Genomic DNA, 25,232 nt, shown 5'->3' with positions numbered 1-25,232 from the left:
TTTAAGGAGTTTGGATAAATGAATAACGTAGTAAAGGAAGTTTGTCTTGAGAATGATACGCACGTTCACCAAGCCATTCAATATGGAGCACAGCGAATTGAACTATGCGACAACTTAGATGTCGGAGGGACAACTGTTTCATCAGAAACATGTAAACGAGTAGTCGCGACGTGCAAAAGTAATGGGGTAATGGTTATGGCACTTATTCGCTGTCGTGGAGGAGACTTTATTTACAATGAGGCTGAACTAAGGAAAATGGAGGCATCGATTTCATCATTTAAACACATTGGTGTTGACGGGTTTGTCTTTGGCTGTCTAACATCAGAGAACAAACTTCACGTGCCTCACATGCAAAGATTGTTACAACTTGTGGACCCACAAACGGTTACGTTTCATATGGCGTTTGATCAACTTGAAAACCCATTCGAAGCCATTGACCAGCTTTCCCACTGGGGAGTAAAGCGTATTTTAACCCATGGTCCTCACAAAGAAATCACAGAAAACCTCTCTACTTTAGCCGCTTATGAGACGTATGCAAACGAACGGATTGTCATCATGCCAGGTGGAGGCGTAACGAAGGATAATGCTGCTCATATTGCGGCTGCTACAGGTGTAAAGGAACTACACGGGACAAGAATTCTTTGGTAGCTTATTTAAATAACTTTTGCTGAAAGGCATACACAACCGCTTGCGTTCGATCATCGACATCCAGCTTTGATAAGATGTGGGATACATGTGTTTTTACTGTTTTAATTGTAATAAAAAGATGGTCGGCAATTTGCTGATTCGTTTTCCCTTCACTCATTAGCTTTAAGATTTCTTTTTCACGGTTCGTTAATGCTTGGTGCAACGATTCCTCCGTTCGAAAGGAAGAGATCATTTGTGCCTGAACTTTCTCATCAAGTACAGCTATTCCTTGTGCTGTTTTTCGGATCGCGTCAGCAATCTGCATCGCTGTCGACGTCTTAAGAACATAGCTTTTCGCTCCTGCCTCTAGTGCAGGACGAAGCTTGTCATTATCAAGAAAACTCGTGACAATAATGATCGTTGCTTCTTTCCATTGTGTAATAATTTCCCTGGTTGCTTCGATCCCATTCATTCCGTCCATCACTAGATCCATTAAAATAATGTCTGGTCTGAGCTTTAGCGCTTGTTCGACCCCTTCTTTTCCATTACTGGCTTCACCAACAACAGAAATGTCCTCTTGGGTTGATAAAAAAGCCGCAACACCGAGGCGTACAGTCTCATGATCATCCACAAGCAATACGTGAATCACGTCGTTTCCCCTCCTTCTATAATCGGTACTTTCACTTCAATACTCGTTCCTTGTCCTTCTACACTAATCATTCGTAACGTCCCACCAATTTCCTCTGCACGCTCTTCCATACTATGTAGACCGTAACCGTGTGGCGAAGACGTCTGGTTAAAGCCTTTGCCGTCATCAGTAATTTTTAGTAAAGCAAAGTCGTCATACCGCTCATAGAACACGCTAATTTCATTTGCTTCAGCATGACGTAGCGCGTTGGCAATGGCTTCTTGCGTAATGCGGAATAACTGATCCTCCACACCTGGTTTAAGGGAAAGAGAGCGAATACGAACCGAAAAATCAATCTGGTGCTTCTCTGCTAAATCTGCTGTTAATTGTTCTACGCCTTCTTTAAACGACTGATTCTCCAATTGAATAGGCCGTAACTGGAGCAAAAGCGCTCTCATATCATTTTGTGCATCATTCACAACTTTTTCAATTTGTTCGCACCGAGTCTGTAACGCTACTACATCGACGTTTTTTTGATTAACTGCTGCAGATAATAACATCGATGCGGCATAAAGCTGCTGTGAAACCGAATCATGTAGTTCTCTTGCAATCCGTTGTCGCTCTTTAAAGACAAGTTCCGATCTCAGCTTCGACTCATTTTCCGCCCATTGTTCCATCACACGTTGGGAACGGTCAGCTTGATTACGAACTCTTGTTTCAAGTTCTGCAATAAGCATTTTAGCATCATTAAAATCACTAGACACTTGATTGAGCTGCTGTTTGCTTTCCTTTGTATTGCCATTGGCAACATGCACTAACGTAGCGTGTAACGCACGAACGTCTTTTTTCCAAATAACAGCAAGCATGCTGTAGACAATCAGTGCAAGTACTGTAAAAAACAGAATAAGCCATACGAAAATCGGCACGTTATACGTTAATTCATTTCGAATCAATAGCTGTTCCCATTTAACTAAACCGTTTTTTTCAACATAATAGAAAAGTAAGCCTACAAGAAGTAATGGCACGAAAAAGACAATCATACCAACAGAACGGACGGCCTTCATCGATACATCACCTCAATATCTCCAGCAACAATGGACGTATAAATTCGCAGTCGCCGAGGAGCATCTTGATACGAGTCATTAACGACTTTTACGTTTTGATTAAACCCTATTTTATGGTTTCCAAATAGATCTGTCTGACCAAATAAACAAGCGTGCTCCACAGATACACCTGCATCATAAGGCACATAGAGTTTGGTACTCCCAATAAAACCCCGGATAATGACAATCGTGTCTCCTTTTGGGAGGACTGTGTTTTCAAAATGAATTTCCGTTGTACCAATACCTGTGTGGATATTAATATCATCACTGCGAAACCCTTCATGGGTTAATTGCTGATCTCCGAGGAAGGTGTTTTTAACAAACGCCTCTCGACTATCATTCGAAGCTTGTTCATTAATCGCTATTTCCATTTTAGTTGGTTTACTTGCTTTTTCCCAAAACAAGTAAAGCATGTAAAACAATGCACCAAAGACCATTAGTAAAAAGAAAAACGAAGACAACAGCGTTAAGATAAAGATGACCAGTCCTCCGTAGAACAGGAATTTACCTTTTTGCTTGCTCATTCGCTTTAAGCCATAATAAATCATCGCCGCAGATCCTACTAATACAATAAACGGAGCTACATTAATAAGTAGCTCTAATGCCGTTGCAGCAAGCAGGGCAAAGAAAATATAGGCAACATAATCTGTTCGGTTTCGCTTCACTCTCTTTGCCCTCCTCTGCGTTTGTAATCAGCCTTTAGTATACTACAAACTACTTTTCGTTCTCCTGCTTTTCAGCAAGTTTTTTTATTTCTTTATCAAAATCAAGAACCTGTCTTGGCTCGTGATCACTTTTGTCTTCCTCATATGCTTCAAATTCATCATTTTCTTCTGCATAATAGGTCCATTTTGACGCATGCGATTCAGCACGTGATTCTTCAGCTCTTGCAAAATCAGTAAGCTTCATTCGTTCCATTTTCTTTTTTAGGAAGTAAAGCTCTCTTCCTTTTTCTTCGAGCTTATTCACACGCTCACGCTGTTCTTCATAAGATTCCTTGTACTCACGAGCCAACTCCTGATAACCGTTTATTTCAAAATTCGCTCGTTCGATTAAATCCGTCGCTTGCGATTGTTCCGCAATGACCAATTGTTCTTTTCGCTTCTTTAGCATAGTCTCTGCTTCTTGCCACTCATTATAGAAATACTGCTCAAGCTCTTGCTGTTTCTTTACTGTTTCTTTCCATAACTTCATTTGCTTATCAAGCTGCTTGGCTTCTTGACCTCTCTTTTCATCCATTACCGGCTTCTTTTTACTTTTCTCTAATACTGCTTCAATATCAGCTGATACTTGCTCTTTTATTTGCTTTAAGATTGACATCTTCTACCTCCTGCATTCATTAAAATTTATCATAAGAATAATCTTTTGTTTCTTTCCATTTGTCGTAAAGCTTTAGCAGCAAGTAAAGCGCTACGACTCCAATAATTCCTGGCAAACTACTAATGCCTACTAGGACACCAATAACGAGTACAACCCACCAAAGTACCTTCATCACGACGGCTTCACTTAATGTTGCTTGACGCCACCCTAAGTAAGCAAGTCCAGCACCTGCTACTAATCCTAACATCGCTCCTAATGATGAAAGCAAGATGATGGAAAGTGCAACAGCACCGAGAATGATCCATCCTTTTGTTGTCATTACGTCACCTCCTGTCGATTTGTTACTACTAGCATACGATTCTGACCAATTCTTCGAAACGAGCTGAAGAACGATTTAGTTCTCAGTCTAGAGGCTGATATTAGAAAAACCACTACCTGAATGGTAATGGCTTTAACCGAGTGGCGATTTTAGAATAAGAGTGGAATAAGTAGTGCGCCAAAAAGAACTAAAACAATTGTCCCCCCTATTCCTGCTAAAAACAAACGGGGTCCCACTTCTTGAAAAGCACGAAACTTCACGTTTAAGCCAAGACCCGCCATTGCCATCGCTAACAAGAAATAGGCAATGCCAAGTAACCACTGTACAACATTTTCATGTAAGAAACCAAACGTTTGCACGAGGCTCATTGCTAAAAAACCGAAAACAAACCATGGGATTGGTAACTTTCGAAACGAAAAAGATTGAGCGACCTTTTTCTTCCGTTCAAACCACCACATTATGAAGATCATCAGCGGTAGTAATAACATAACTCGAAGCATTTTTACAATGATGGCATGATTTTCGGCTTCGATCCCACCAATTGAAGAAGCTGCAACGACATGGGCAATCTCATGTAATGTTCCACCTACAAAGATACCGTACTGTTCACCTTGTGGTAAAAGAAGTGGATAAAGTCCAGTATAGATAAGTGTAAAAAACGTTCCTAGTAACGCGATCGTCGCAATGGATAAAGCAACTGCTTTTTCCTGTGCTTTTATTACTGGCGCAATAGCAGCAATGGCCGCAGCACCGCATATGGCTGTTCCGCCTGCGAGCAGAACGGCAAATGAAGGATCAATTCTCAATTTCCTGCTTATCCCATATACAGTTAGAAAAGCGATAGCGCTTAAAACGATGGCATAAAGAAGACCACTTATACCCAAACCTTGTATGGCAAAAAAATTCAACCGGAGCCCAAGTAAAATAATTCCTGCTCGTAAAAGAACCTTTGAAGAAAACGCAATTCCCTCTCCAACATTCTGAGCCGCCTTTGTATAATTCCCCACAATCATTCCAATTACGATCGCCAGAATTAACGGACCAACTATTGTTAATCCTGGCACTTTTGCTAGCAAAGTGGCTACCGTGGCAAGTAAAGCGGTTAACCCTATTCCGATAGCCTTCTGTGTATTCATGTTGTTCACTCCCTAACCACTTAATCATAAGAACCTCCTCGCTATTTGTAAAATAAATAAGTATAATAACATTTATTAAAGAAAATAATAAAAATGGGGTAGCACAATGAATATTGATGAAATAGAGACGTTTATTACACTTGTACAAGAAAAAAATTTTACAAAAACAGCGGAGAAACGTTCCCTTTCACAACCTACTGTAAGTGTGCAGATCAAAAATCTTGAAAATCAGTTTCAAACTCAATTTATTAGAAGAACAACGAGACAGATCTTTCTTACCGAAGATGGTCATTTTTTTTATAAAGAAGCTTTAAAGATTCAACACATTTATCGCAACATCCAAGAAAGCTTGTACGCTCGCCATCACGAAGCTTCAGGGCTGTTGAAGATTGGTGCCAGCTTCACGATTGGTGAATATCTATTGCCACAAATGATTGCATCTTTAAAAGGGCTTTATCCAAACCTGACATTTGCTATTACAATTGCCAATACGGATACAATTATGCAAAAGGTGCAGCACTTTGACGTCGACTTTGGCCTTGTTGAAGGGACCATTAAGGCAAAAAACATTGAACAAACACCTTTTAAACATGACCAGCTTGTCATCATCTGTTCAACCCGCGATGTTGAGCACTATCAAACAATAAATGATCTTCAAAATCAAAGCTGGGTTATAAGAGAAGAGGGATCCGGTACAAGAGAATCATTTGAAACATTAATCGAAACCTTTCAACTCACCATACACTCCTCCATCACCATCAGCTCCACTCAAGGTATTAAGGAAGGGGTTAAAAACGGGCTAGGCTTGGCTTTTATTTCAGAATCGGCTATTCAAGAAGAACTCCGCAATGGATCCCTTCAAGTGTTAAACCATTTAAACTTGCAGACCGAAAGACAATTTTCCTTCATCCATCGTCAAGGCGTTCCTGTTACGAAAAACACAAAACGCTTTATTAAACACGCATTATCCTTAGATTGATTGGACTTTATTCCGACCTTCTCTTCTATGCATTTGACCTAATCTAGTAAAAACGAGCGTTTGTCCCCTTTCTATTGCCTATGCATGAAAGAATTCTCTACATACAGTATTAACATAGCAAAGCGAAGGGAGGCGACACTAATGGGTTATGGTTACGGAGGAAGTTACTCTGATTATTCGAATTCAAACGGTTGTGACTGCTCTACTTTATTCAAACACATCGCTCGTGGAGAACACGTAAAAGTGATTCTTAAAGGCGGCGGTAAAATTAAAGGTGAATTTGTAGATGTACGTGGCAACGTGGTAAATCTAGCAAACGTTGATTGCGACGATAAATGTAAAAAAGCGAGAATCGTTACGATTTGTTGTGACGACATCGCAGCAGTAGAAGTTTAATGGTTTCAAAAAATAATAGGATTATGCGGAAGGAGAAATTAAAAATGGGTTACGGAAATAATTACGGCTACAATTCTTGTGGCTGTGGAAATTACGGTTCAAATAATTACGGTTCTGGAGACTGCGGTTGCGAAACATTTTTCAAAAACATCGCGCGTGGTGAGCATGTAAAAGTCATTTTAAAAGGTGGAGACAAAGTTACTGGTAGCTTTGTAGGTATTGATGGTGATACAGTTGAATTAGCAAATGCTGATTGTCACTCTCACGACCACTGTAAATGTGATAAGAAAAAAGTTCGCATCATTACAATCTGCTGTGACCAAATCGTTGCTGTAGAAGTCTAATTAAGAAGGCCTAAGTGTCCAAGCACTTAGGCTTTTTTCGGTATTGGGAACATTTTCACTTTTCCTAACGTATAGATTGATTACAGACCATTTGAAAGGAGGTTTACCAATGACCCCTCGTATTGTCGTAACACCTATTCGTGCACTCATCGATCAACCATTACAACTATCTGTTTATGACTTAATGCCAAAGCAAAAAGTAACCATTAAAGTACAAACGAAAGATGACAATGATGCAATCTTTGAGGCTAGCGCATTATATGAAGCGAATCAAGATGGGAATCTCCACCTTGCTTCAACAGCTCCCTTGTCCGGAAGTTACAAAGGCATTGATGCAGAAGGTTTAGTCTGGTCAATGGAGCGGATTGGGAAAAAGCACGGTGATTATTTTGATAAGTGGAACGCTGAGCCGCTTACCTACTCATTTACACTTGAAGACTCTTCTGGAAAGCTATTAGATACAGCTCATGTACATAGAAAATTTTATGATGAAACCGTTAAACGCGTGCCTGTCCACGAAGCAGAACTAGTTGGCACCCTCTTCCACCCTGATACTGCCCAAGCTTTCCCAGGTGTATTAGTAGTAGGCGGATCTGATGGTGGTGTAAATGAACATGCTGCTGCACTTCTTGCATCGAAAGGCTATACTGTATTGTCTCTTGCTTATTTTGGAGCGGAAGGTGTATCGAAAGATCTTGAAAACATTCCCTTAGAATATTTTCAAAAAGCTACCCTTTGGCTTAAATCCCATGATGCCGCAGATAACACCGTTTCGCTTATTGGCTACTCCAGAGGTGGCGAACTCGCCTTACTGCTTGCTTCCACTTACGACGACTATCAATCGGTTATTGCCGGAGCTCCAGGAGCTTATGTAACATCCGGATTACGTAACACGATTTATGCACCAATTCCAGCCTGGACACAACAGAATGCACCACTGCCTTACTTGAAATTCACTTACACAGCAAAGCATTTTCTTAACATCGGGAAAAGCATACTTACACGTAAGCCTTTTTCTTTCTTACCAATCTGGTCTCTCTCACAAGCAAAAGCAACAAATTTAGACGCTATTCGAATTCCAGTTGAGCAAGTGAATGCTCCTCTACTAACCATTGCAGGTGAAAAAGACGAATGTTGGCCGTCTGCTGATTATGCTCGAATGGTTCAACACGAACTTCATGGCAAACGAACGGACAACAAACACCTGTATTATGACGAAGGTGGCCATTTCCTTGCCTTCCCCTATGGGCTACCAGGTATGCCAACTTCAACCTATATGCATGTTGGAGGTGGCATGATAATGGATTTTGGCGGCACGAAAAAAGGGAATGCCGATGCCGCCAGAGAAACGTGGCACTATGTGCAAGACTTCTTATTTGCGCATACGAAAAAGACCAGTTTGCACTATTCTTAGGCAACTGGTCTTTTTTTAACGCGAATCCCTTTCAAGTTGATATTCAAGCATTTTAATGATGAGCATCTGCTGTTTTTTCAGTTCTTCATTTTCTTTTCTTATTTGCTTGATTTGATAAAATAAGTAGAAAATGAGGCATATCATCACGACAACATAAAAAATAATCCTTCATCCTTTTCTAAATAATGGTTTTCTCAGCTGCTAGATAAGACTTCATCTTTTCTAACATCTGGGTAACCTGTTCATTTTTTTCTAGATGTACTTGGAAATATAGATAGGAGTACCACTGGCGGTAATAAATAAAGAAGGATAGTTCATCTACCCACTTTTTTTCTAATGAGAACGTTGATTGATAGCCTTCCAGCATGATAGAGGAAAACCATTCATACCAATCAGCTCGTTTGTCTTTTTCAATATGCAGTGATGCATGGTAAATCGCTATTGCGAGATCATATATATACCAATGCTGGATGGTGCTCTCAAAATCAATGATTGACGCTTTATTGCCGAGAAAACGACTATTTTCATGATGAAGATCATGATGGATCAGTCCATAGCTTGAATCGTCTTGCGTTAACGATGTTAATTTCTTATACACATTAAGCCACACTGCTTGTAGTGTATCGTCAAGTACAATACTAGCCGTTTGTACAATGGATTCCTCATGCCAGTGGTTCAATGGATAATAGTGGCTATATGCTTTTCCTGCGTGATGGATTGCCCCTATTTGCGCACCCCACTCAGCTATATTCCCCCCCGACAAATCAGTAATGGCAATGGTTTCACCCTCTATTCTTGACTGTACAAAGCAAAAATAACGCTCGCCACAATACATGATTTCTTCAAACGTTCGTTGTCGATTTGAATGAAAAACGCTTGCGGAAGGAATCCCTCGCTGATTCATGTATGTCATTACATTGATTTCATGCTCCATTTGCACCGAATTCGCTTGGTTTTCATGAAACACTTTTACAACATGTGAACCATTAGAAAACACATGATTGTAAAAGCCACCTATGCAAACAAATTGACAATCCTTAAGTTGATACCTCTTTGTTATTTCGTGCAACACCTCATTCAAAACCCCACCTCCCTTTAATTAGCCTATCAAAAAAAGAGACCAAAGGTACTCTTTCACCTTTAATCTCTCATCACTTTTTATAATTGTGCTCGTTCAGCTGCATCAACCGTATGTTTTAACAACATTGAAATGGTTACAGGACCAACGCCTCCAGGCACTGGCGTAATGGCAGATGCATTGGCTGCACAACCATCGTAGTCACAATCACCAACATTTCCTTTATTGTAACCAGCATCAAGTACGAAGGCACCCGGCTTGATCCATTCCCCTTTAATAAATTCAGGGCGACCAACAGCTGCAACAACAATGTCCGCTTGTTTGACATGGGCTTCTAACTCACTTGTGCGAGAATGACAAATGGTTACCGTTGCGTTTCGATTGAGCAACATCATGGATACTGGTTTACCTAGAATCGGGCTTCTGCCAACAACAACAGCATGTTTCCCTTCGATTGGTAAGTCATAGTGGTCGAGAATAGCCATAATGGCTGCTGGCGTACATGAAGGGTATTGGGCAAAATGGAAAGCATTTTGCGCAAATCCAAGAGTGGTAACGCCATCTACGTCTTTTTCAATCGCGATCGCATCAAATGCAGCACGTTCATCAATTTGCTCAGGAACAGGATGCTGCAATAAAATACCATGAACGGTATCATCCTCATTTAACTGCTTAATTGTTGCTAACAGCTCTTCCGTAGTTGTTTCTGTTGGCATTTCGATTTTCTTTGATTCCATCCCAAGCTTGCGACAGGCATTTCCTTTCATTCGCACATAAGTAGCAGAAGAGGGATCTTCGCCTACTAAAATGGTTGCGAGGGACGGAGTAATGCCTTTCTCATTCAGGGCTGTCACTCTTTTTGCAAGATCATCCTTAATGCGATTTGATACTTCTACTCCATCTAATAGTAAGGGCGTTTTCATTCAAACCATCCTTTCGTTATTTGAACGTGAAAAGGGCTATTCCCTTTTGCCCAGGCGCACGGCAAGTACGCTCTATGCTCCCTCGTGGTTATCCACATTGCGCCAGTTACATAGAGTCTTTACGTTTTTGTTTCATTTTAGCATACACTTTCAAAAAAAACACTTAAAACCATTCCATTTCCGAACAAAAATGCACTCTATCAATCTATTTGTACGTGATTTCTGAATTTTTCTGTGATTCGTTTTCTCTCATGATACAATGAAGCCAATTAAACAAGGGAGGAAAAATCATGTTTCAATCAACTCGATTACGACTGCGTAAAATGCAAAACACTGACATCTCACTTTATCATCAGTGGAGAAACGACCATGAGGTCATGGCTTCCACTAGCCTTGTCTTAGACGTTTACACATATGAAGAAACTCAATCTTTTGTCGAAAACGTGATGCTTTCCTCTGCACAGTCAAAATCATACATAATTGAAGAACTTGAACATGACACTCCTATTGGCGTCATTTCTTTAATTGGAATTGACTACAAAAACCGGAACGCTGAGTGCATTCTTGATATCGGTGAAAAAAGCAAATGGGGCAAAGGGTATGGCACAGAAGCACTTTCTCTCTTATTAACATACGCGTTTTACGAATTAAATTTACATCGATTATCGTTGCGCGTCTTTTCAACAAATGAAAAAGCAATTCATCTTTACAAGAAAGTGGGCTTTGTTCAGGAAGGAAGAATAAAAGAAGCCGTCTTTAGAAATGGAGGGTGGATTGATATCATTCATATGGGGTTACTACAAACCCACTATCAGCAACTTCTCTAGAGACTGCCACTCGTTCATGGATACAGTTTTTATTCGCTAGGCGATTGCCCTACTTTTTCATTTCTTTGAAGAAACTACAAACCATTTAGGGTACACCTGCATACCTTGATATAGAGAAACGCAGGAAGGGGGCATGCCAAGTGTCATACGCAGGCGGTGGTTACGGAGCTGGTGCTGGTGGCGGATTTGCATTAGTAGTTGTATTATTCATCTTGCTTATCATCATCGGAGCTTCTTATGTAGGTGGCGGATATTGCTAATTTGTTCTTCCAGATTGTAAAAAGATGACCTTTCGAGGTTGTCTTTTTTTGTTTACATTGCAACAATAGAATAAAAGCAAATAGAACGGAGGAAGAGCGTTCGATGTTACATACACAAACCATTTCTTTAAACAATCAACGAACCCACATGATGTCAGATATTCACGGGAATCTAAAGCTATTTAAAAAACTGCTCGCTACATTACATTATTCTGCTAACGATACTTTGATTCTGAATGGTGATGTTTGCGAGAAAGGGCAAGATAGTCTTGGCCTGATTCGCTATATAATGGATCTTTGTCATACGCATCGTATTTATACAACATTAGGAAATAATGACGCCATCCTCCTTCACCTTCTAAACGAAAACGAACAACTAGTACCCTACTTAGAACGACAACCTCATTCTCTTATTCATGAAATGCTTCGAGAACAAAACCGTGAATGGAAACAGTTTTCTTCTATTAAAGAGATCGCTCAATTTTGCTTAGACCATTATCATGCGGAACTCGAATGGATTCAGCAGCTTCCTCATGCACTTGAATCCGAGGATTTTATCATTATTCATGCTGGTATCGAAAGAAAGAACGATTGGAGAGAAACATCTTTAACAAACGCTTATGCCTTCCCATCCTTTTATGAGCATGGGCATGATGAAGAAAAGACCGTCATTGTGGGACATTGGCCTATTTCAAACTATTTAAGTCGTGAAAAAAGTCACTTAAATCCCATCATTGACTTTGACAAACGAATCATTTGTTTAGATGGTGGCTTGCAGGTCAAATCCATTGGGCAATTAAATGCCCTCACCCTCCAAGATGGGTTGTTCGACATAACCTATGTTGATGAGTGTGAACAGATAAAAGAAATTGTCCACTCCTTTGTAGATGAATCCAAACAAGGGACAATCAATTGGCCAAATTATGTAGTAGAAAAACGAGAACAACAAGAACATTTTACGCTCTGCTACAGTGCAGCGAACAAAGCGAATTATTGGATTAAAAATGAGTATTTAACCTATCAAGATGAAAAGTGGCAGTGTACAACTGATGTCAGTGCTTCGTTCTTAACTGTAAAACAAGGTGATCACGTTTCGATACTTGATGATCAATGCAGTGGATATGACTTAGCCAAAAAAGATGGCTATTACGGTTGGATTCCCAAATCTTGTACATAAAGAAAGATGTGAAGAGGTCTCTTCACATCTTTTCAAGGTAAATGCCTTCATCATACTTCCACTCTAAATAAAACACATCGCGATAATGATCAATCCGCTGCTCATAAAGCTGCTTATCTAACCAGTTTTCGTCTAATCCGGCTTTTTTAATATTTTCCCAGTCAACCACGCCATCATTGATGAAGGTAACAGGTAAATAAACGGGATCTTCTTTTAGTTTAAAATCCTCATAGGTTGGCTGATCGTATTTTTGTTTCTTTAGAACACTTATTTGTCCATCTGTCTCCAAAACCGCGTACGCAACCTCACGAACAGAAAAAGCGTCTTTTTGCCTTAATAGATGCTGAAGCTGATTCATGTCGAGTTTATTCCGTTTCATTTCCTTTCGGTTTAAGTGTCCGTTTTGAATAATGATAGACGGGTTTCCTTCAAAAAACTTCCTCGTCTTCCGAAACCGCTGCGTCGACCACTCGATAATAAACAACAGCACACCCCAAATTAATACTGAATACAGAATGGTCCCTAATTTCGTTTCGTTATCATAAATGGCATTCCCGACGAGTTCACCCAAAATTAATGCAGAAATAAAATCAAACGGCGTTATTTGCGCAAAAGACGTCTTCCCCATCACTTTTGTTAAAATCAGGAGCGCAAATAGTCCAACCGTCAATTCTAGAGTTGTCTGTAACAAATTTCCCACACCATAACCACCTCTCATACCACTCGTATACAGCATAGACCAAATTCGACGATTTCAGACGCAGAGACCTATACATGGTTTCTTTACAAAACTGTAAACTTCGATGATTAAAAAGTGGGTATACATAAGCATGAAGCAAGAGGAGGAAACAACATGACAGTAGAATCTATCCTTATCGGGGTAATGCTTATTCTCATTCAATTATTTGCACTACCGATTATTCGTCGTACACCTTTTGAAGAGCAGAAAATCCTTTCGTTATCAGGAGGCGTTGCGATTGCATATGTTTTTGTCTACATCTTGCCGACCATGCACGAAGAGCAGGATCAGCTTGGTGGAGATCTTGCATTAGACTCAGAGCTTTACTTTCTTGGGTTAATCGGATTACTCGTGTATTACAGTGTTTATAAAATCGCCAAGACAAAACACGATCAACATCGTTCCACGAATACATCTTATATCGTCCAAATCTCTTTCTTCGCCTTTTATACATTTATGATCTCCTACATTGTTTTTGCGTCAGATGTTAAAACTGTAGAAGCTCTTTTTTATGGTGTTGCTGTTGGGCTTCACTTTATCGGTATCTCCTATCACATTGGTCATGGGAATCAAACCGTTCACCGTCAATACGGCCGCTTCATTCTTGCCACAACAACACTCATAGGTGCTATTGCTGGTACAATCGGTCCTTCAACAGGTCTATTTGTCGATTCATTAATCGCTTTTAGTTCAGGCGCCATGATTTTTAACGTCATTAGTAAAGAATTGCCTGAAGAAGATTATGCTCACCTACCAACCTTTTTAATAGCGTCCCTCCTGTTTTCAGTTTCACTGTTAACGTTAAAAGCCATCTTTCAATGGTAATATACAAGAGCCACTCGACCTTTTTGTTGAGCGGCTTTTTTCAAGTGCTGATTAGAACTTCTATAAAAAAAAGATGCGTATCGCTATTAATGCTATCCCAATTGTTTTCAGTCATTTAAAGCTTTCATAGGATTCTAAGCAAAATGTACCGTAGATTATCTTACAAAAATACAGAAAATTCTATGTTTTTGTTGATACAATCACAAGATAGAGGAGAGTGGTTGGATTGACGAATGTGGTTAGAGAGAAAGTGACTGTAGCATCGTTAGAAGAGAATCAGACAATTCCTTGGTATCGTTCGTGGGGGCCAGGCGCTATTGTCGCTGCATGTATTATCGGTCCAGGTACTGTGACAACCGTATCCGTTGCTGGTGCCCAATTTGGATTTCAAGTCGCTTGGATTCTTGTCCTCGCTTGTCTTGTTGGCTACTTTATTCAACGACCTGTTATTAATTGGACTGTCGCAACAGGGACAAGCGTACTAGAAGGCATTCGAGATGACATAAGCAGCTTATGGTCCAAACTTATTTTCTTTGGCTTATGGCTCGGTGCCCTCGCCTTTCAAGCAGGCAATTTCATCGGGGCTTCCATGGCCATGAATCTTATTTTCCCATCCGTTCCGATGCTTGCCTGGGTTAGTTTGCTTTCAGTTTCGGCAATGGGCATTGCTTGGTTTGGCGTCTACAAAGTACTTGAGAATATTAACCGAATTGTTATGATCATGCTTGTTTTAACCTTTTGTTTAACTGCACTTGCTGCTCTGCCAAACGCAGGTGAAACAATCAATCAAGGATTCACGTTTTCCATTCCGCAAGGAGACTTACTCATCGTGCTTGCGCTAATTGCAACCATTCTTGTTCCAAATACACTTGTAGCACTTTCAGGTTTTATGAAAGACAAATACCGCCACTCCGCTTACACAAAAGAACAAATTCGCAGCATTTCAGTCAATGATTTAAAAATAAATTTCACCCTGTTAGCCATCATCTCTATTGCCATTCTCTTGTCTTCCGCTGCTGCGTTCTATGGATCAGGACAAACCATTAACAGTGCTGGAGATATGGCTGTGCAGTTAACACCTATTCTTGGATCATTTGCAACCATCTTTTTTGCCATCGGATTATGGACAGCCGGCTTTTCATCTGGCTTGTTTAATTTAACGGTGCAACCAATGTTATTTGGTCATGCATTCAAGCAATCAGAAAATCCAGACGCACCGGTTAACCGCATCATATTAATTATTACAGGTCTCATCCCCATTGCACTGGTGTGGATTTTTGGAGGCTCTCCTATTGAACTAATCATTTCGGCCCAAGCGATTAACGGCTTACTATTACCTGTCCTCACAGTCGTACTCTATAGGTTGACGAACAAAAAAGATCGTATGGGTCGGTTTCAAAACTCCGCATCAAGCAACATCATTACGCTTTTCATAATTGGCCTCGTAACATTACTCGCCATTCGTGTATTTATAAGTTTCTTTTAAACAAAAGCCTTAGTTGAAACTAAGGTTTTTGGCTTTAGCTCAACTATCAGATAAAGTATTACATTAGTCTCAATGGAAGCAACAAGATGGCACTAGACGCTTTATGCACAACTGGATCGCAGACTTTGCAATTTTTGAGCATCACGTTAGGCCCTGCTAGTGACAAGAACGTCTTCCTCATTTCATCACCTGTAAAAACGTACCAATTTGTTCTTTACAGTCGTTTACACATTCTAGTGAAAGCGCATGTGTTGCCGTGTACCGCTGCTCATGTAAATGTTGCGATAGTTCAATTTCGACAGCATAATTCTCATCAACTTCACTAAATGTCAGCATCAGTTCTCCAGAATCATCACTAAATGATGCCGTTGTTTTGCGATTTAGCCAACCTGTGCCCGTCAGTTTCACTAACTCTTTATGAAATCTCCGCAAGCTAGAAGCTCGAACATAATAAGGTCCACTATGGCAATAAAAATTTAATGTGCTCGTCTTTAACCTTATCGTTAAATCAGCATCAGCAGATTCTTTATAATAATCATCGAGTATAAGCGCGATCGATAATTCCTCATTACTAAATTGGAGAATGTCCATTTTTTCCCTCGCTTAAGTTTTAATTTTTAACTCTTTATATAAAATCATAGGTTCCACCTCAAGACCAATTAGTTTAGCATTCCAATTCGTGCCTACTAACAAGCCATCTTCATTCATTCCATGCAGCCAGTCTTTCTTAAATTCTGTTAATCGTCTAAACAATCCCCCATAAGAACAAAATCTCTTAAAGAGATTGATAGTTTTCCTGCATTAGACTCTGTAAGAAAATCGAAATCTACTAATTCAACGACTTGCCCCCGAGAAGCTACTTTTTTTTGTGCACTAAAAACCCGCACTTACATGCGGGCTTGTCATGACTTGTTAGTAGAATTATGCAACACGTTTACGGCTAAAGAATTTTCCGTGCTTATACGTTAATTTAACAAGTGTATTTTCGCCAAAATAGTAAATCGGAAATAAGAAGACTATTGCAATTAAGGCTATTGGCCAATTTTCGATAAATGGGAGAAAAGGTAGCAACCATTCGTTAATCTGCTCACTTAAAAAAATAAGGAGTCCAGCAAATCCTAACGCTGGTATAAGTAATAATAGTGATGTTTTTACTTCGTATACACGAGATTGGCAACCACGACATTTAAATGAAAAGGGGATCTTTGCATCGTAGAGATCTTCTTCCGTAAAGGGCTTTTCGCAAATGGGACAAAATTGGCTCATTAGGGCTCCTGCTTTCTAGATTAAATGGTTATTATCTATTTGTAGCAATATATATCCATTATACAGCCAGTTAGAATTCTAAATTCTAAAGTTTTTCTAAAGTTTCCACAAAAAAGTCGATCACGATCGAATGTAATTAAATTAAAATAAAAAATATCATTAAAAAAACTAAAAAGTGTTCTGAAGAACATTGGCAACGTTAAGATATACGAATAACACGTTACTACTTTTTTGTTTAAGGTGATACGAATATCCTCGCTGAAGAATAAATACGATCCGCTTCATAGAAGCCTTCTTCAATCTCGTAAGGATATGGGAAGGCAAAAAACTGAAAAGGTTCTAAGGATTTTACTTTAGGTGTCTCAAACTGAATTACTTTCGTAGCATCTTTTGGGACCGTGAAATACAATACTCTCTCGCCGTTAATATCAACCTGTTCCCAGTTCTTTAAAGCAATTAGCGCATACGGAACATCTTCTCCATATCCGTTACCTATATGAATAAAAGCATTTTCACCACTTGTTAACTGAGTAATGTAATTGTATTGTCCAACTTCTGTATCAATAATTAATCCTTCAATAATGTTATCTTCAATAAGGTGACTTGTACTCACTTCAACATTCTCTAAAAACTTAGTTTCTATAGGATCTGAAGAACTATATGCTCTTCTTAATGAAAAAATATCCTCATATTGGAAAGCTACCTCAATATTATCAGGCTCAGAATCAAAAGAATGATACGGATCTGTAAAACTAATAAAAGAGATTTCACTATTCACATTTGCTTTTAACTTCAAGTTGAAAGCAACCGTTTCTGATTTGTTTGACTGTACATGGTATGTAATTAAATTACGATCCCTTCCTTCGTAATGGAATGAAATCTGTTCAAAATTCTCAAAAGCAAGCAAACCAAAATCAATATCTTCGTCAAAATACTGTTCCATCTCGAATTCTAATGGGTACGTATCTTTAAGGTTTTCGCTTAAATAGGTATCAATGATTCTTCTGTCATCATCATAAAGTCCGAACGCAAATATGTCCTGTTTTTCTGTTGAATAGTTTCTTAAATCATTATCTTGCACTTGCTGAAAATCTTCTTCATCAATACTATTGGAACAACTGATTAAAAAGGTAGTTGTTAACCAGAAAATAAGAAAACGTTTCTTCATCTTGGCCTCCTATTAGAAGAAGCGTATAATTTCATAAAATTATACGCTTACTGTTATTTAAATATTAGTGATTTTTTCGAGTTACATGATTTATTGTCTTATAACCAGCATGTCTGTATTCATGGTTTCCTCGTGTGTATCCAGAACTTTTTTTACTGACGTATGATGTTGCAGCTCCAGCATAATTATCTTTTCTTGAAGTATCTGAAGCATCAGCTCTAACCGTGCCGCTCTGATAAATTCTAGCTCTTGCGTATACATAATCCACTACTCTTGTTGTCGATGAAGTAGCGGTTCCACGTACTTGCCCAATAGCGCCAGACACACCTGCTCGTGATGTAGCAGTTATAGTTGCCATTGACTCAAAATGATGTGGGTTTGGTATCACATGCGCTTCGTTAACTAAAAAGTCTATAATAGACTCAGGCGAATTGATATCACCGTAAGGATCTTTAGAGCCCAATTCTTCTGCATTGGCAAGACCAAAAAAAAGAGATAAAGAAAAAACGAAAGCGGAAGATAGTACCATTTTTTTCATATAAAACCTCATAATGTTTTTTTGTAATTAATTACATTTTTATTCTATTTGAACCAACAGAAAAACACAATATTTTTTTAAATTATTAAAAAATTTATGTTGATCGTTCATTGTCCATGGTTGTAACGCTAGCAACAAGCGTTACAAGACGAATTTTCGAATTCAGTGATAATATAACGGAAAAAACGTCCTTAGTCACCAATTGAATCACATTTAGCACCTACCACGAATGATATTTTCTCGTTTATAATTTCTAACGAATAAAGGGTTTTATCCATTAAACTGATTAAGTGTTGAACACTTGTGACCGAGCTTTATTTTTATCATTCAATTACCTGATGATTAACGTAAAGAAGTTCCTGTCCGTACTCGGTATGAAACAAACAAATCGCAAAACGGCCATTTGGCTCTAGTATCATGAAGCTGTTCATTAATCTACCATCCTCATACTGAATAAAATCAAACAGCTCATCCATGTGCATGACACACTCACTTACTTTCATGCTGAGTGCGCCTGTGATGTCACTTTCTTCGTGAAACAGATAGATATGAGACGTCAGTTGGTTCGGCTCTAGTTTATTGATTGTTTTTAATACAAGTTGTTTTGCTTCATCAACGGTTTCCATTTCAAATTCGATTGTCGCTTTCTTTTCATCATATGAAAGAACTGTATGCAACAATCGTTTACTTTCATCTGCGTCCCCATACTCGTAATGCAGTCCTTTTGATCGCAGAGAAGTCAACTCTTGCTCAAGCTTCTGTCTTACCCACCTCTCCCGATTTTCTTTCAGCTTTTTTTGCAATGGATCATTCATTTTCTTCGTCATCCTCTTGCTGTATTTTACAAAGTAAATGAGCGATTTCTTCTACTCTTGCTAATGAGATACCGTGTTCATATTCTAATGCAAGGGGATGATCCGTTGGTTCTAATTCAATGATTGGTAGTTCTCCACCTGCTTGATAATGCACCTTGGTTTTTAAATTAACTGTATCAGGATAAATCGGAATCTCAGTTGAAAGCCAACCAAACATCGGCTCGATAAAACCAAGACGACGTCTTTTTTTGACTTTATAATAGCTTTCTTTACTTAAAGACACCCAAACGCCCCAATAAAAATCGACATCTAGCTCTTCCACATAAATTGGTATGATGCCGTTAACAAAAAAATGCTCCTTATCTAACATACAGACATTGTCTTTTAAATAAAACCGCTTCTTTCTTTCTTCCTCATCCATATTGTAAAAATAGATTGGCGCTTCGGTCACATAAGAGAATGGAAGTTCTTCGTGAAACGTCTTACATTCGTGGCAATAATAACCCTCTTGCTTCATCATCGTTCCTCATTTCTTATTAAATGGTACCATAATGTTTCTTGCTCGTTCATGCAGCTCAACATAAGTTCGCAGTTCGTTCCAATCTTGATTTATTGAGAGTTTCAATAGTTCGTCACCTATCACGCACTGTTGTAAAGCGTGCCGCTGCGGTTTTGGAATCGTTCTATTAGCTAGCACGTAGCTCAAACTTCCCATCACTAACGAGAAATAAAGGTAACACTCTCCTTCGTCATAAGGCAGCCATGCATCCATTTGTTCCACCTCAAATGGATGCTGCCTTGATTCAATCTGTTTGTACAGTTTAATAAGCTCGGCTTTGTGTTGCATTTGAATAAGCATATGTGTTGATCACTCTCCGTTCTCTTCAAGCGACGGAATTTTTATACCTGTATATGTTTCTTTATGTGCCCTCGTATATAAAGCAACTTCATGATTGCTTAACCATTTTAACTCTCTCATAGCGTACCATAAGGTGTGAAAATCTGGTTCACATGTCAGTATGGACTTCTTCACAATTACTTTCTTTTCCCTTTCGATCACAACCTCTAGCTCAAAAAAGTCTAAATCCAGTCTTACCATTGGATACGCTTTAAATCGTTTATTCGGTGAAAGCTGTTTTTTCCAAGGTTTAACGTAATGATTAAATTCTTTTTTCACCATTTTTCTATACGCATCTTTAATAAAAGCCTGGTTCAAATTCTTTTTATCTGCCACAAATAGCACACCTTTTATTAACACGTCCGCGAGCATTTTTTTCTTCTCTTGCTTGTTCAATTGAGTGTATCTCTCTTGATCAAACGGCATCATGACATCAACACTCTTTTTCGGAACGAGTACACTGTATGCTTCTTGTTCCTCTCGGATAAATGCAACTTTTTCGTACTTCCCACAATGAATAAAAAGCGCCTCAGTATCTTCTGTTTTGATTTTCTTCTTTAATTCCCATCGAAACATTTCTGATATGCAAAGTGAATCTTTATAAAGCGTACTTTCCTCACTCTCATCCCAAAGAACCACCTCTTTTAAGAACATAACAGCACCTCTCACAACGTTCTTTTACTAAGAAAAAGTAGAATAGAGTGTCTCAATAGTTTCTTCTACCTCTTTAACTAGCTCTAATTCACTCTCAAAATCCAACAAACCTTTTAACTTAAACCACTTTCTCTCAATCGTCCAAATCGGTATATATTCATCATCTGATAGATGACCCTCCTCCATTAATGCAATTTGAATCGTGAGTTCAGAGTCTTTATCAAACCAACCTTTCTCTGGCTCATAAACGTTGACAAACAATTCAACCCCGAATTCCTTAAATGGTTGCTTATACGTTTCAGTTACATTCGCTGCTACTTTTTTAGCTATCGTGGCAATCCTGTCGAGCTTGATTTCTAGTTCATCCGTAAACTCCACTTGATGATACATTCTACTGTTCATACTCACACCCCTAGATTGACTGTGGCTCCACCATCAATAAATCACAGCGGCTACAAAGAGAAAAGTAAAGCATGGTTTCACCGAAAAAGAAATCAATATCTTCCTGAAACATCTCTTCCATGTCGCTATCCCCTGTAATTTGTGCAATAAACTGAAGCTTCCCACCGCAACGTAAACAACAATCTTGAAGCGGCTCTTGCGCAATAACTGGTTCACCAAAAACGCGTCCTACATACGCTGTTCCAAATTCAAAGAACAGACGATCAATCGTTTCGTCATCGGTTTGATTGTCTTTCTCGTGTACTTCTTCTAATTCAATTGATATGTACGGGAGCGGATTCAGGATGCGATCTTCTTCCTCCTGCTGTTCAAAGTCTTCTTGATCTTGCTTTATGATGCTTGCTGATTGACTGATGAAATCCAGTTTAAAATATTGGTTCTCCCAAAAAAGCGAACAATTTAAACAAGAGAATAGCGGTAATTCACTGATTTTTTTATCGAAATTTTGCTCACTAAATTTAGTCACATCGAGCGTAACGATCTGGTGCATAGATGCCAGACAAACTTTACACTTAGGTAAGTTCCATGTTTTCCCTCCAAAAAAGTGAGTTGACGGGTTCATAGGATGATTCTTAACAATTTTGTATGCAGGACGCTGTCTATTTAGTCCACGGCTCATATTCCTCACCTCTATTAGGCTAGTCTCTACTTCCACGGCTCATCACCGTATCTAAAATCAAAAATATTTAATATCTCTTTTAATGCTCGTTAGGGATCTAATCTGTTACTAAAAACTTGTACGAGTTTTTCTGCTGTTTTTTCTATATAATCGATTATTTCTCTCTTTTTCAATAATGTCGTCGTTTCTCCTAAATCCATATAATCTCTAAAATAACCATTTGTCTCGTTTATAATTTTGGGTAACCTAGAATATTCAATCTCTGTTATTGTTTCGTTTTCCGGTAATAATTCTAACGTTAATTGCTCTAAATTATATTTCTCTATTATAAAAGAATTTAATACTTGATAATCATGGTAAAACTTTTCCAACACTGGTCTTCGCTCAGCTAAAGGTTTGGGTCTTATATACTTCTCGTAAGGACCCTCTAGCCAAAATTTATCAGCGATAAGATGGCTATAATAACCTTTTACAAAGTCATCATTAAATTTTGTATTATACTTAAAGAGAAAACTTTTGAAATAGATTCTATCTTCTCCATCACTATTTCGTTTCATAAAATGAGAATCAAACTTTCTTGAATCTCCTTGCTGTTGCACATCTGGAGCTAACCCGCCTAATATAAATTTTTTTTCAAACGTTAATTCTTCACATATTATAGAAGAAATAGCTAAATGCATTATTCTGGAACCCATATATACCCCCTAAGTCCTTTAGCATAAACTAAATGTTATTAATGTACCTATTGACTTTTATGCAGTATAAAATCCATATAAGCTATATACATTATTTCTCATGCCTTCACATCAAGACAAATTGTATACGTTACCTTCTAGTCTTTGAATTTACACTCTATTCTGCCAATAAAACAATTCAGTAATCTTCTTTTTTCAACTTATCTATGTATATATTGGCATGACAAATTAATTTCCTATCACCTCATTCACAATTAGTTACTATGTCGTTGTATTGGTCAATACTTAAAAGACTGAATATTAAGCCACATTTGTAACGAACCATCATATTTATCTCTAAAATATTTCTAGTTATCTAAAGTTTCATGATAAGTTCCTTATATCTCTCTTCTTTTTCCATATTAACCTTCCTGTTTATAAGAGTTTTTATTATTAACCAAGTATGATAGTAAGTTAAGCCTTTTTAAATGATCACTAAAAATCCCATTCGAAAACTTCTTTCTTTTTTTCTTTAGACCAATCTCTGAATAACACTTTGTGTATCCATAAGTATTTCTCTTTCTTCATATCATTTGTTAATCGATCAGACCAATCAACAGCAACTGGGGTATGTTCAGAATATGAATTTATTGTTCTGAGAAATTTATCATATTGTAATAACTCACTTTCAGGTATTTCCTCAACACTTTTCCCTCTACTTTTATAATCAAGTATTGCAAGTTCTTTAGCCGTTATAGGTGTACTGAGTCTCTTAACAACCCCTATTTCTGATGGCGTTCTTTCCTCATTTAAAGACACGAAAAAATGATAACCTTTAGGCATTCGTTTTAATCCTTTTTTACTGTCCGTCTTTTGTGCACAATACAACCAATCCCCTTTATTTTCATAACTATTTAATTCATCATTATAAAAACCTATTAACATTTTTATGTACGTTCTCACTGTTTCTCTCCTTTTTGCGGACTTTGTAACTCCATATCGCTTGGTAATTTTAGCGCCAGCCACGTTCGTTTGAAAACGTCTCGTAATCCTTTGACGGAACATAATTCCATTTGTCATCTGTCTTTTCTTCAAACGCTTCCGCTGCTAGTGTCAACAATTCTTCGCATTCATCATCTTTCGGCATTGCCTCTGGATGTTTTACAACATGTTCATAAAAATCTTTGCCTTTTGCGACAGCGAGACAGCGCGTATAGAGAAAGAAATCTGGTGAAAAGAACGTCTCCTCATCCACGTAAGCTGCTTCACCAATAGACCTTGCATGTTTCTCTGTATCAAGCTTGTATAGTTTCTGCGCAAGCGCTTCTTCAAATTGTTTTATCTGCTTCTCTGTCATGGAGGCAAGCTTATCTCTCGCCTTTTCCAGCGGAATATCTGCTTCTAAATCAATCAGACTGATAATCTCCCAAAATGCTTTGCTAGGGAGGGGGTTTACTTTTTTTTCACTCTCTGCTTCTTCCTTCTTACGTAATTCACCAAGATAGAGATCCGCACTTTTTGGATCATGATTGTCTAACCACATTACATAGGGCTTAATCAAAAAATAAAATAGAGATACCCCACCTATAGTGCCCCTTGTTTTTAATAATCGTTCAGCTTCTTTTTGATTTAGTGGCCTGTTGCCTACAAAGATTAAATCGTCAACATCAATTGTCTCTGCGACAGAACGATCATAATCTTTAAAAGGCAATTCAAGTCTCTCATCATCTAAGCTAGGAATAGCATGATCAAAATAACTTGTTAAAGTAAATAATACTCCATCACGTTTATTATTTACATCATACTCTAATACTTTCATTACTGAGTAGTAACCATTTGGTAACTGATAAGCATAGACATCTCCTTGGTTAAAGTCCATAAGTCATTCCCCTTTTATCGTTTATATCTAGGTTTTGCCGTAGCTCAATATGTACGTGCCGTCTGTTAGTCGTCGGTTGCTGTTCTTATTGTACGTAAACGACTCGTTGCCCATGCTTGTACCTGATAATATATATTTATAGCTTGAGGGTTGTACTTAAAAACCACTCTTATTAGCAAGAAACCGCATTTTTATGCGGACTTCCTATGTTTATAGTACTTTTCCACTAGAATATTTCAGTCTCAGTCAAGTTTTAATACGTTACAAACTCTAAAAATATATTTATCGTTTGGGGATTTGGGATTAATCATTAAGCTGAAACCTTTGAATCTGATTCAACCAGTTTAACAACCATTCCTCTGGAATTTTTAACCAGATCAAGTCAACTCCTGGCTTTAAGATTGATGGATTTACTGTATTTTGTATATACATCATCCACTCCAAAGAGATTTCCTGCAATAAATCTATTTCTCTCTCTTTTAAGTTATCGTTGATCTTCATTGAACTTTCAAGAAATAGTATGCTTTCACATTCATCTACTAAATATACATGTGTAATTTCATCTCTCAGAGCTTCCTCAAGTAGTTTTTTAATTTTTTCTAAATATAAATCCATCTATACACCTCACCACTTACTTATAAGCTTTCCTCTTCCATTAAATCTATAGTGTACTTTCTT

34 protein-coding genes and 1 riboswitch are annotated in these 25,232 nt (G+C 38.3%); of the genes, 10 read left to right on the top strand and 24 right to left on the bottom strand.

What is annotated here, in order from left to right; all coding sequences use genetic code 11:
- Nucleotides 1-18 precede the first annotated feature (18 nt).
- Nucleotides 19-648: a copper homeostasis protein CutC gene (locus FPV17_RS05195; RefSeq protein ID WP_144558387.1), complete on the top strand. Its 630-nt coding sequence runs from the start codon at nt 19-21 to the stop codon at nt 646-648.
- A gap of 1 nt (nt 649) precedes the next feature.
- Here the strand turns inward: FPV17_RS05195 and FPV17_RS05190 are convergent, their stop codons facing one another.
- The 6 genes from FPV17_RS05190 to FPV17_RS05165 all read right to left on the bottom strand — a co-directional run bounded on the left by FPV17_RS05190 (nt 650) and on the right by FPV17_RS05165 (nt 5,133).
- Nucleotides 650-1,276, bottom strand: coding sequence for a response regulator (locus FPV17_RS05190; protein WP_035394878.1), 627 nt, complete (start codon nt 1,274-1,276; stop codon nt 650-652).
- Nucleotides 1,273-2,319 (bottom strand): sensor histidine kinase, encoded by a 1,047-nt coding sequence (locus FPV17_RS05185; protein ID WP_144558386.1) that lies wholly within the window; start codon nt 2,317-2,319, stop codon nt 1,273-1,275. Before FPV17_RS05185 ends, FPV17_RS05190 begins: the two co-directional genes overlap by 4 nt.
- Entirely contained in the window at nt 2,316-3,023 is a 708-nt protein-coding gene (gene liaF, locus FPV17_RS05180; protein WP_144558385.1) for a cell wall-active antibiotics response protein LiaF, read from the bottom strand. The genes FPV17_RS05185 and liaF overlap by 4 nt, the downstream gene beginning before the upstream one ends.
- 49 nt (nt 3,024-3,072) lie before the next feature.
- Entirely contained in the window at nt 3,073-3,678 is a 606-nt protein-coding gene (locus FPV17_RS05175; RefSeq protein ID WP_035394879.1) for a hypothetical protein, read from the bottom strand.
- A gap of 19 nt (nt 3,679-3,697) precedes the next feature.
- Complete coding sequence (locus FPV17_RS05170) at nt 3,698-3,997, bottom strand: lmo0954 family membrane protein (protein WP_052007930.1); 300 nt, start codon at nt 3,995-3,997, stop codon at nt 3,698-3,700.
- Nucleotides 3,998-4,146: 149 nt separating this feature from the next.
- Nucleotides 4,147-5,133, bottom strand: coding sequence for a YeiH family protein (locus tag FPV17_RS05165; protein WP_035394881.1), 987 nt, complete (start codon nt 5,131-5,133; stop codon nt 4,147-4,149).
- Between the two features lie 106 nt (nt 5,134-5,239).
- Here FPV17_RS05165 and FPV17_RS05160 point away from each other — a divergent pair, with 106 nt between their 5' ends.
- The 4 genes from FPV17_RS05160 to FPV17_RS05145 all read left to right on the top strand — a co-directional run bounded on the left by FPV17_RS05160 (nt 5,240) and on the right by FPV17_RS05145 (nt 8,266).
- Nucleotides 5,240-6,112: a LysR substrate-binding domain-containing protein gene (locus FPV17_RS05160; RefSeq protein ID WP_144558384.1), complete on the top strand. Its 873-nt coding sequence runs from the start codon at nt 5,240-5,242 to the stop codon at nt 6,110-6,112.
- Nucleotides 6,113-6,253: 141 nt separating this feature from the next.
- A complete protein-coding gene (locus tag FPV17_RS05155) occupies nt 6,254-6,508 on the top strand; it encodes a hypothetical protein (RefSeq protein ID WP_035394884.1) in 255 nt (84 codons plus the stop codon).
- A 44-nt stretch (nt 6,509-6,552) separates the two neighbouring features.
- On the top strand, nt 6,553-6,852 hold the full coding sequence (locus FPV17_RS05150) for a biotin protein ligase-related protein (RefSeq protein WP_035394886.1): 300 nt from the start codon (nt 6,553-6,555) through the stop codon (nt 6,850-6,852).
- 109 nt (nt 6,853-6,961) lie between these two features.
- Nucleotides 6,962-8,266, top strand: coding sequence for an acyl-CoA thioesterase/BAAT N-terminal domain-containing protein (locus FPV17_RS05145; RefSeq protein WP_035394889.1), 1,305 nt, complete (start codon nt 6,962-6,964; stop codon nt 8,264-8,266).
- A 178-nt stretch (nt 8,267-8,444) separates the two neighbouring features.
- Here FPV17_RS05145 and FPV17_RS05140 read toward each other — a convergent pair whose 3' ends face one another.
- Together FPV17_RS05140 and FPV17_RS05135 are read right to left on the bottom strand one after the other, a co-directional pair.
- Nucleotides 8,445-9,338, bottom strand: a complete 894-nt coding sequence (locus FPV17_RS05140; protein WP_246117192.1) for a phosphotransferase enzyme family protein — start codon at nt 9,336-9,338, stop codon at nt 8,445-8,447.
- 86 nt (nt 9,339-9,424) lie between these two features.
- A complete protein-coding gene (locus FPV17_RS05135) occupies nt 9,425-10,267 on the bottom strand; it encodes a bifunctional 5,10-methylenetetrahydrofolate dehydrogenase/5,10-methenyltetrahydrofolate cyclohydrolase (RefSeq protein WP_144558382.1) in 843 nt (280 codons plus the stop codon).
- Between the two features lie 41 nt (nt 10,268-10,308).
- A riboswitch (ZMP/ZTP riboswitch) is annotated at nt 10,309-10,387 on the bottom strand.
- A gap of 170 nt (nt 10,388-10,557) precedes the next feature.
- Between FPV17_RS05135 and FPV17_RS05130 the strand changes: the two genes are divergently transcribed.
- The 3 genes from FPV17_RS05130 to FPV17_RS05120 all read left to right on the top strand — a co-directional run bounded on the left by FPV17_RS05130 (nt 10,558) and on the right by FPV17_RS05120 (nt 12,531).
- Entirely contained in the window at nt 10,558-11,094 is a 537-nt protein-coding gene (locus FPV17_RS05130; RefSeq protein ID WP_035394891.1) for a GNAT family N-acetyltransferase, read from the top strand.
- 140 nt (nt 11,095-11,234) lie between these two features.
- A complete protein-coding gene (locus FPV17_RS05125) occupies nt 11,235-11,354 on the top strand; it encodes a YjcZ family sporulation protein (protein WP_124741530.1) in 120 nt (39 codons plus the stop codon).
- A 103-nt stretch (nt 11,355-11,457) separates the two neighbouring features.
- On the top strand, nt 11,458-12,531 hold the full coding sequence (locus FPV17_RS05120) for a metallophosphoesterase (RefSeq protein WP_144558381.1): 1,074 nt from the start codon (nt 11,458-11,460) through the stop codon (nt 12,529-12,531).
- Between the two features lie 22 nt (nt 12,532-12,553).
- On the opposite strand, the gene FPV17_RS05115 is transcribed toward FPV17_RS05120, so the two are convergent.
- Entirely contained in the window at nt 12,554-13,231 is a 678-nt protein-coding gene (locus FPV17_RS05115) for a DUF421 domain-containing protein (RefSeq protein WP_035394895.1), read from the bottom strand.
- 153 nt (nt 13,232-13,384) lie between these two features.
- On the opposite strand from FPV17_RS05115, the gene FPV17_RS05110 reads away from it, so the two are divergent.
- Both FPV17_RS05110 and FPV17_RS05105 read left to right on the top strand, forming a co-directional pair.
- A complete protein-coding gene (locus FPV17_RS05110) occupies nt 13,385-14,095 on the top strand; it encodes a hypothetical protein (RefSeq protein WP_035394897.1) in 711 nt (236 codons plus the stop codon).
- A gap of 235 nt (nt 14,096-14,330) precedes the next feature.
- The gene (locus FPV17_RS05105) at nt 14,331-15,581 is read left to right on the top strand and encodes an Nramp family divalent metal transporter (RefSeq protein WP_246117191.1); all 1,251 of its coding nucleotides are present in this window, start codon (nt 14,331-14,333) and stop codon (nt 15,579-15,581) included.
- A 177-nt stretch (nt 15,582-15,758) separates the two neighbouring features.
- On the opposite strand, the gene FPV17_RS05100 is transcribed toward FPV17_RS05105, so the two are convergent.
- The 15 genes from FPV17_RS05100 to FPV17_RS05030 form a co-directional block, all read right to left on the bottom strand.
- On the bottom strand, nt 15,759-16,172 hold the full coding sequence (locus tag FPV17_RS05100) for a hypothetical protein (protein ID WP_144558379.1): 414 nt from the start codon (nt 16,170-16,172) through the stop codon (nt 15,759-15,761).
- 12 nt (nt 16,173-16,184) lie between these two features.
- Complete coding sequence (locus FPV17_RS05095; protein ID WP_246117136.1) at nt 16,185-16,334, bottom strand: DUF2750 domain-containing protein; 150 nt, start codon at nt 16,332-16,334, stop codon at nt 16,185-16,187.
- A gap of 168 nt (nt 16,335-16,502) precedes the next feature.
- Entirely contained in the window at nt 16,503-16,847 is a 345-nt protein-coding gene (locus tag FPV17_RS05090) for a YcnL family membrane protein (protein WP_144558378.1), read from the bottom strand.
- Between the two features lie 235 nt (nt 16,848-17,082).
- Complete coding sequence (locus tag FPV17_RS05085; protein WP_144558377.1) at nt 17,083-18,015, bottom strand: hypothetical protein; 933 nt, start codon at nt 18,013-18,015, stop codon at nt 17,083-17,085.
- 64 nt (nt 18,016-18,079) lie between these two features.
- Complete coding sequence (locus FPV17_RS05080) at nt 18,080-18,553, bottom strand: hypothetical protein (protein WP_144558376.1); 474 nt, start codon at nt 18,551-18,553, stop codon at nt 18,080-18,082.
- Nucleotides 18,554-18,876: 323 nt separating this feature from the next.
- Nucleotides 18,877-19,368 carry a YxiF family protein gene (locus FPV17_RS05075; protein WP_144558375.1) on the bottom strand — a complete coding sequence of 164 codons (492 nt, stop codon included), beginning with the start codon at nt 19,366-19,368 and terminating at the stop codon, nt 18,877-18,879.
- Nucleotides 19,361-19,888, bottom strand: a complete 528-nt coding sequence (locus tag FPV17_RS05070) for a DUF2199 domain-containing protein (protein WP_144558374.1) — start codon at nt 19,886-19,888, stop codon at nt 19,361-19,363. Before FPV17_RS05070 ends, FPV17_RS05075 begins: the two co-directional genes overlap by 8 nt.
- Nucleotides 19,889-19,894: 6 nt before the next feature.
- The gene (locus tag FPV17_RS05065; protein WP_144558373.1) at nt 19,895-20,227 is read right to left on the bottom strand and encodes a hypothetical protein; all 333 of its coding nucleotides are present in this window, start codon (nt 20,225-20,227) and stop codon (nt 19,895-19,897) included.
- A gap of 9 nt (nt 20,228-20,236) precedes the next feature.
- A complete protein-coding gene (locus tag FPV17_RS05060) occupies nt 20,237-20,920 on the bottom strand; it encodes a hypothetical protein (protein ID WP_144558372.1) in 684 nt (227 codons plus the stop codon).
- Nucleotides 20,921-20,947: 27 nt separating this feature from the next.
- Nucleotides 20,948-21,322 (bottom strand): hypothetical protein, encoded by a 375-nt coding sequence (locus tag FPV17_RS05055; RefSeq protein ID WP_144558371.1) that lies wholly within the window; start codon nt 21,320-21,322, stop codon nt 20,948-20,950.
- Between the two features lie 10 nt (nt 21,323-21,332).
- Complete coding sequence (locus FPV17_RS05050; RefSeq protein WP_144558370.1) at nt 21,333-22,001, bottom strand: hypothetical protein; 669 nt, start codon at nt 21,999-22,001, stop codon at nt 21,333-21,335.
- Nucleotides 22,002-22,090: 89 nt separating this feature from the next.
- The gene (locus tag FPV17_RS05045) at nt 22,091-22,696 is read right to left on the bottom strand and encodes a hypothetical protein (RefSeq protein ID WP_144558369.1); all 606 of its coding nucleotides are present in this window, start codon (nt 22,694-22,696) and stop codon (nt 22,091-22,093) included.
- A 474-nt stretch (nt 22,697-23,170) separates the two neighbouring features.
- Entirely contained in the window at nt 23,171-23,638 is a 468-nt protein-coding gene (locus FPV17_RS05040) for a hypothetical protein (protein ID WP_144558368.1), read from the bottom strand.
- Nucleotides 23,639-23,687: 49 nt separating this feature from the next.
- Nucleotides 23,688-24,554 (bottom strand): DUF4240 domain-containing protein, encoded by an 867-nt coding sequence (locus tag FPV17_RS05035; RefSeq protein ID WP_144558367.1) that lies wholly within the window; start codon nt 24,552-24,554, stop codon nt 23,688-23,690.
- Between the two features lie 303 nt (nt 24,555-24,857).
- Nucleotides 24,858-25,169: a hypothetical protein gene (locus FPV17_RS05030; protein ID WP_144558366.1), complete on the bottom strand. Its 312-nt coding sequence runs from the start codon at nt 25,167-25,169 to the stop codon at nt 24,858-24,860.
- Between the last annotated feature and the right edge of the window lie 63 nt (nt 25,170-25,232).

Origin of the sequence: Shouchella miscanthi, assembly GCF_007725405.1 — a bacterium.
Lineage (GTDB): Bacteria > Bacillota > Bacilli > Bacillales > Bacillaceae_D > Shouchella > Shouchella hunanensis.
This window is presented reverse-complemented; position numbering and strand designations above follow the sequence as displayed.

What these genes read in the sequence shown, in the direction of transcription:
- FPV17_RS05120 (WP_144558381.1), top strand. Translation starts at nt 11,458, where the DNA reads ATGTTACATACACAAACCATTTCTTTAAACAATCAACGAACCCACATG.
- FPV17_RS05055 (WP_144558371.1), bottom strand. Translation starts at nt 21,322, where the DNA reads ATGAACAGTAGAATGTATCATCAAGTGGAGTTTACGGATGAACTAGAA.
- FPV17_RS05110 (WP_035394897.1), top strand. Translation starts at nt 13,385, where the DNA reads ATGACAGTAGAATCTATCCTTATCGGGGTAATGCTTATTCTCATTCAA.
- FPV17_RS05155 (WP_035394884.1), top strand. Translation starts at nt 6,254, where the DNA reads ATGGGTTATGGTTACGGAGGAAGTTACTCTGATTATTCGAATTCAAAC.
- FPV17_RS05165 (WP_035394881.1), bottom strand. Translation starts at nt 5,133, where the DNA reads ATGAATACACAGAAGGCTATCGGAATAGGGTTAACCGCTTTACTTGCC.
- FPV17_RS05100 (WP_144558379.1), bottom strand. Translation starts at nt 16,172, where the DNA reads ATGGACATTCTCCAATTTAGTAATGAGGAATTATCGATCGCGCTTATA.
- FPV17_RS05090 (WP_144558378.1), bottom strand. Translation starts at nt 16,847, where the DNA reads ATGAGCCAATTTTGTCCCATTTGCGAAAAGCCCTTTACGGAAGAAGAT.
- FPV17_RS05185 (WP_144558386.1), bottom strand. Translation starts at nt 2,319, where the DNA reads ATGAAGGCCGTCCGTTCTGTTGGTATGATTGTCTTTTTCGTGCCATTA.
- FPV17_RS05065 (WP_144558373.1), bottom strand. Translation starts at nt 20,227, where the DNA reads ATGCTTATTCAAATGCAACACAAAGCCGAGCTTATTAAACTGTACAAA.
- FPV17_RS05060 (WP_144558372.1), bottom strand. Translation starts at nt 20,920, where the DNA reads ATGTTCTTAAAAGAGGTGGTTCTTTGGGATGAGAGTGAGGAAAGTACG.
- FPV17_RS05175 (WP_035394879.1), bottom strand. Translation starts at nt 3,678, where the DNA reads ATGTCAATCTTAAAGCAAATAAAAGAGCAAGTATCAGCTGATATTGAA.
- FPV17_RS05160 (WP_144558384.1), top strand. Translation starts at nt 5,240, where the DNA reads ATGAATATTGATGAAATAGAGACGTTTATTACACTTGTACAAGAAAAA.
- FPV17_RS05075 (WP_144558375.1), bottom strand. Translation starts at nt 19,368, where the DNA reads ATGAATGATCCATTGCAAAAAAAGCTGAAAGAAAATCGGGAGAGGTGG.
- FPV17_RS05130 (WP_035394891.1), top strand. Translation starts at nt 10,558, where the DNA reads ATGTTTCAATCAACTCGATTACGACTGCGTAAAATGCAAAACACTGAC.
- FPV17_RS05080 (WP_144558376.1), bottom strand. Translation starts at nt 18,553, where the DNA reads ATGAAAAAAATGGTACTATCTTCCGCTTTCGTTTTTTCTTTATCTCTT.
- FPV17_RS05170 (WP_052007930.1), bottom strand. Translation starts at nt 3,997, where the DNA reads ATGACAACAAAAGGATGGATCATTCTCGGTGCTGTTGCACTTTCCATC.
- FPV17_RS05085 (WP_144558377.1), bottom strand. Translation starts at nt 18,015, where the DNA reads ATGAAGAAACGTTTTCTTATTTTCTGGTTAACAACTACCTTTTTAATC.
- FPV17_RS05070 (WP_144558374.1), bottom strand. Translation starts at nt 19,888, where the DNA reads ATGATGAAGCAAGAGGGTTATTATTGCCACGAATGTAAGACGTTTCAC.
- FPV17_RS05150 (WP_035394886.1), top strand. Translation starts at nt 6,553, where the DNA reads ATGGGTTACGGAAATAATTACGGCTACAATTCTTGTGGCTGTGGAAAT.
- FPV17_RS05050 (WP_144558370.1), bottom strand. Translation starts at nt 22,001, where the DNA reads ATGAGCCGTGGACTAAATAGACAGCGTCCTGCATACAAAATTGTTAAG.
- FPV17_RS05030 (WP_144558366.1), bottom strand. Translation starts at nt 25,169, where the DNA reads ATGGATTTATATTTAGAAAAAATTAAAAAACTACTTGAGGAAGCTCTG.
- FPV17_RS05145 (WP_035394889.1), top strand. Translation starts at nt 6,962, where the DNA reads ATGACCCCTCGTATTGTCGTAACACCTATTCGTGCACTCATCGATCAA.
- FPV17_RS05195 (WP_144558387.1), top strand. Translation starts at nt 19, where the DNA reads ATGAATAACGTAGTAAAGGAAGTTTGTCTTGAGAATGATACGCACGTT.
- FPV17_RS05035 (WP_144558367.1), bottom strand. Translation starts at nt 24,554, where the DNA reads ATGGACTTTAACCAAGGAGATGTCTATGCTTATCAGTTACCAAATGGT.
- FPV17_RS05135 (WP_144558382.1), bottom strand. Translation starts at nt 10,267, where the DNA reads ATGAAAACGCCCTTACTATTAGATGGAGTAGAAGTATCAAATCGCATT.
- FPV17_RS05045 (WP_144558369.1), bottom strand. Translation starts at nt 22,696, where the DNA reads ATGGGTTCCAGAATAATGCATTTAGCTATTTCTTCTATAATATGTGAA.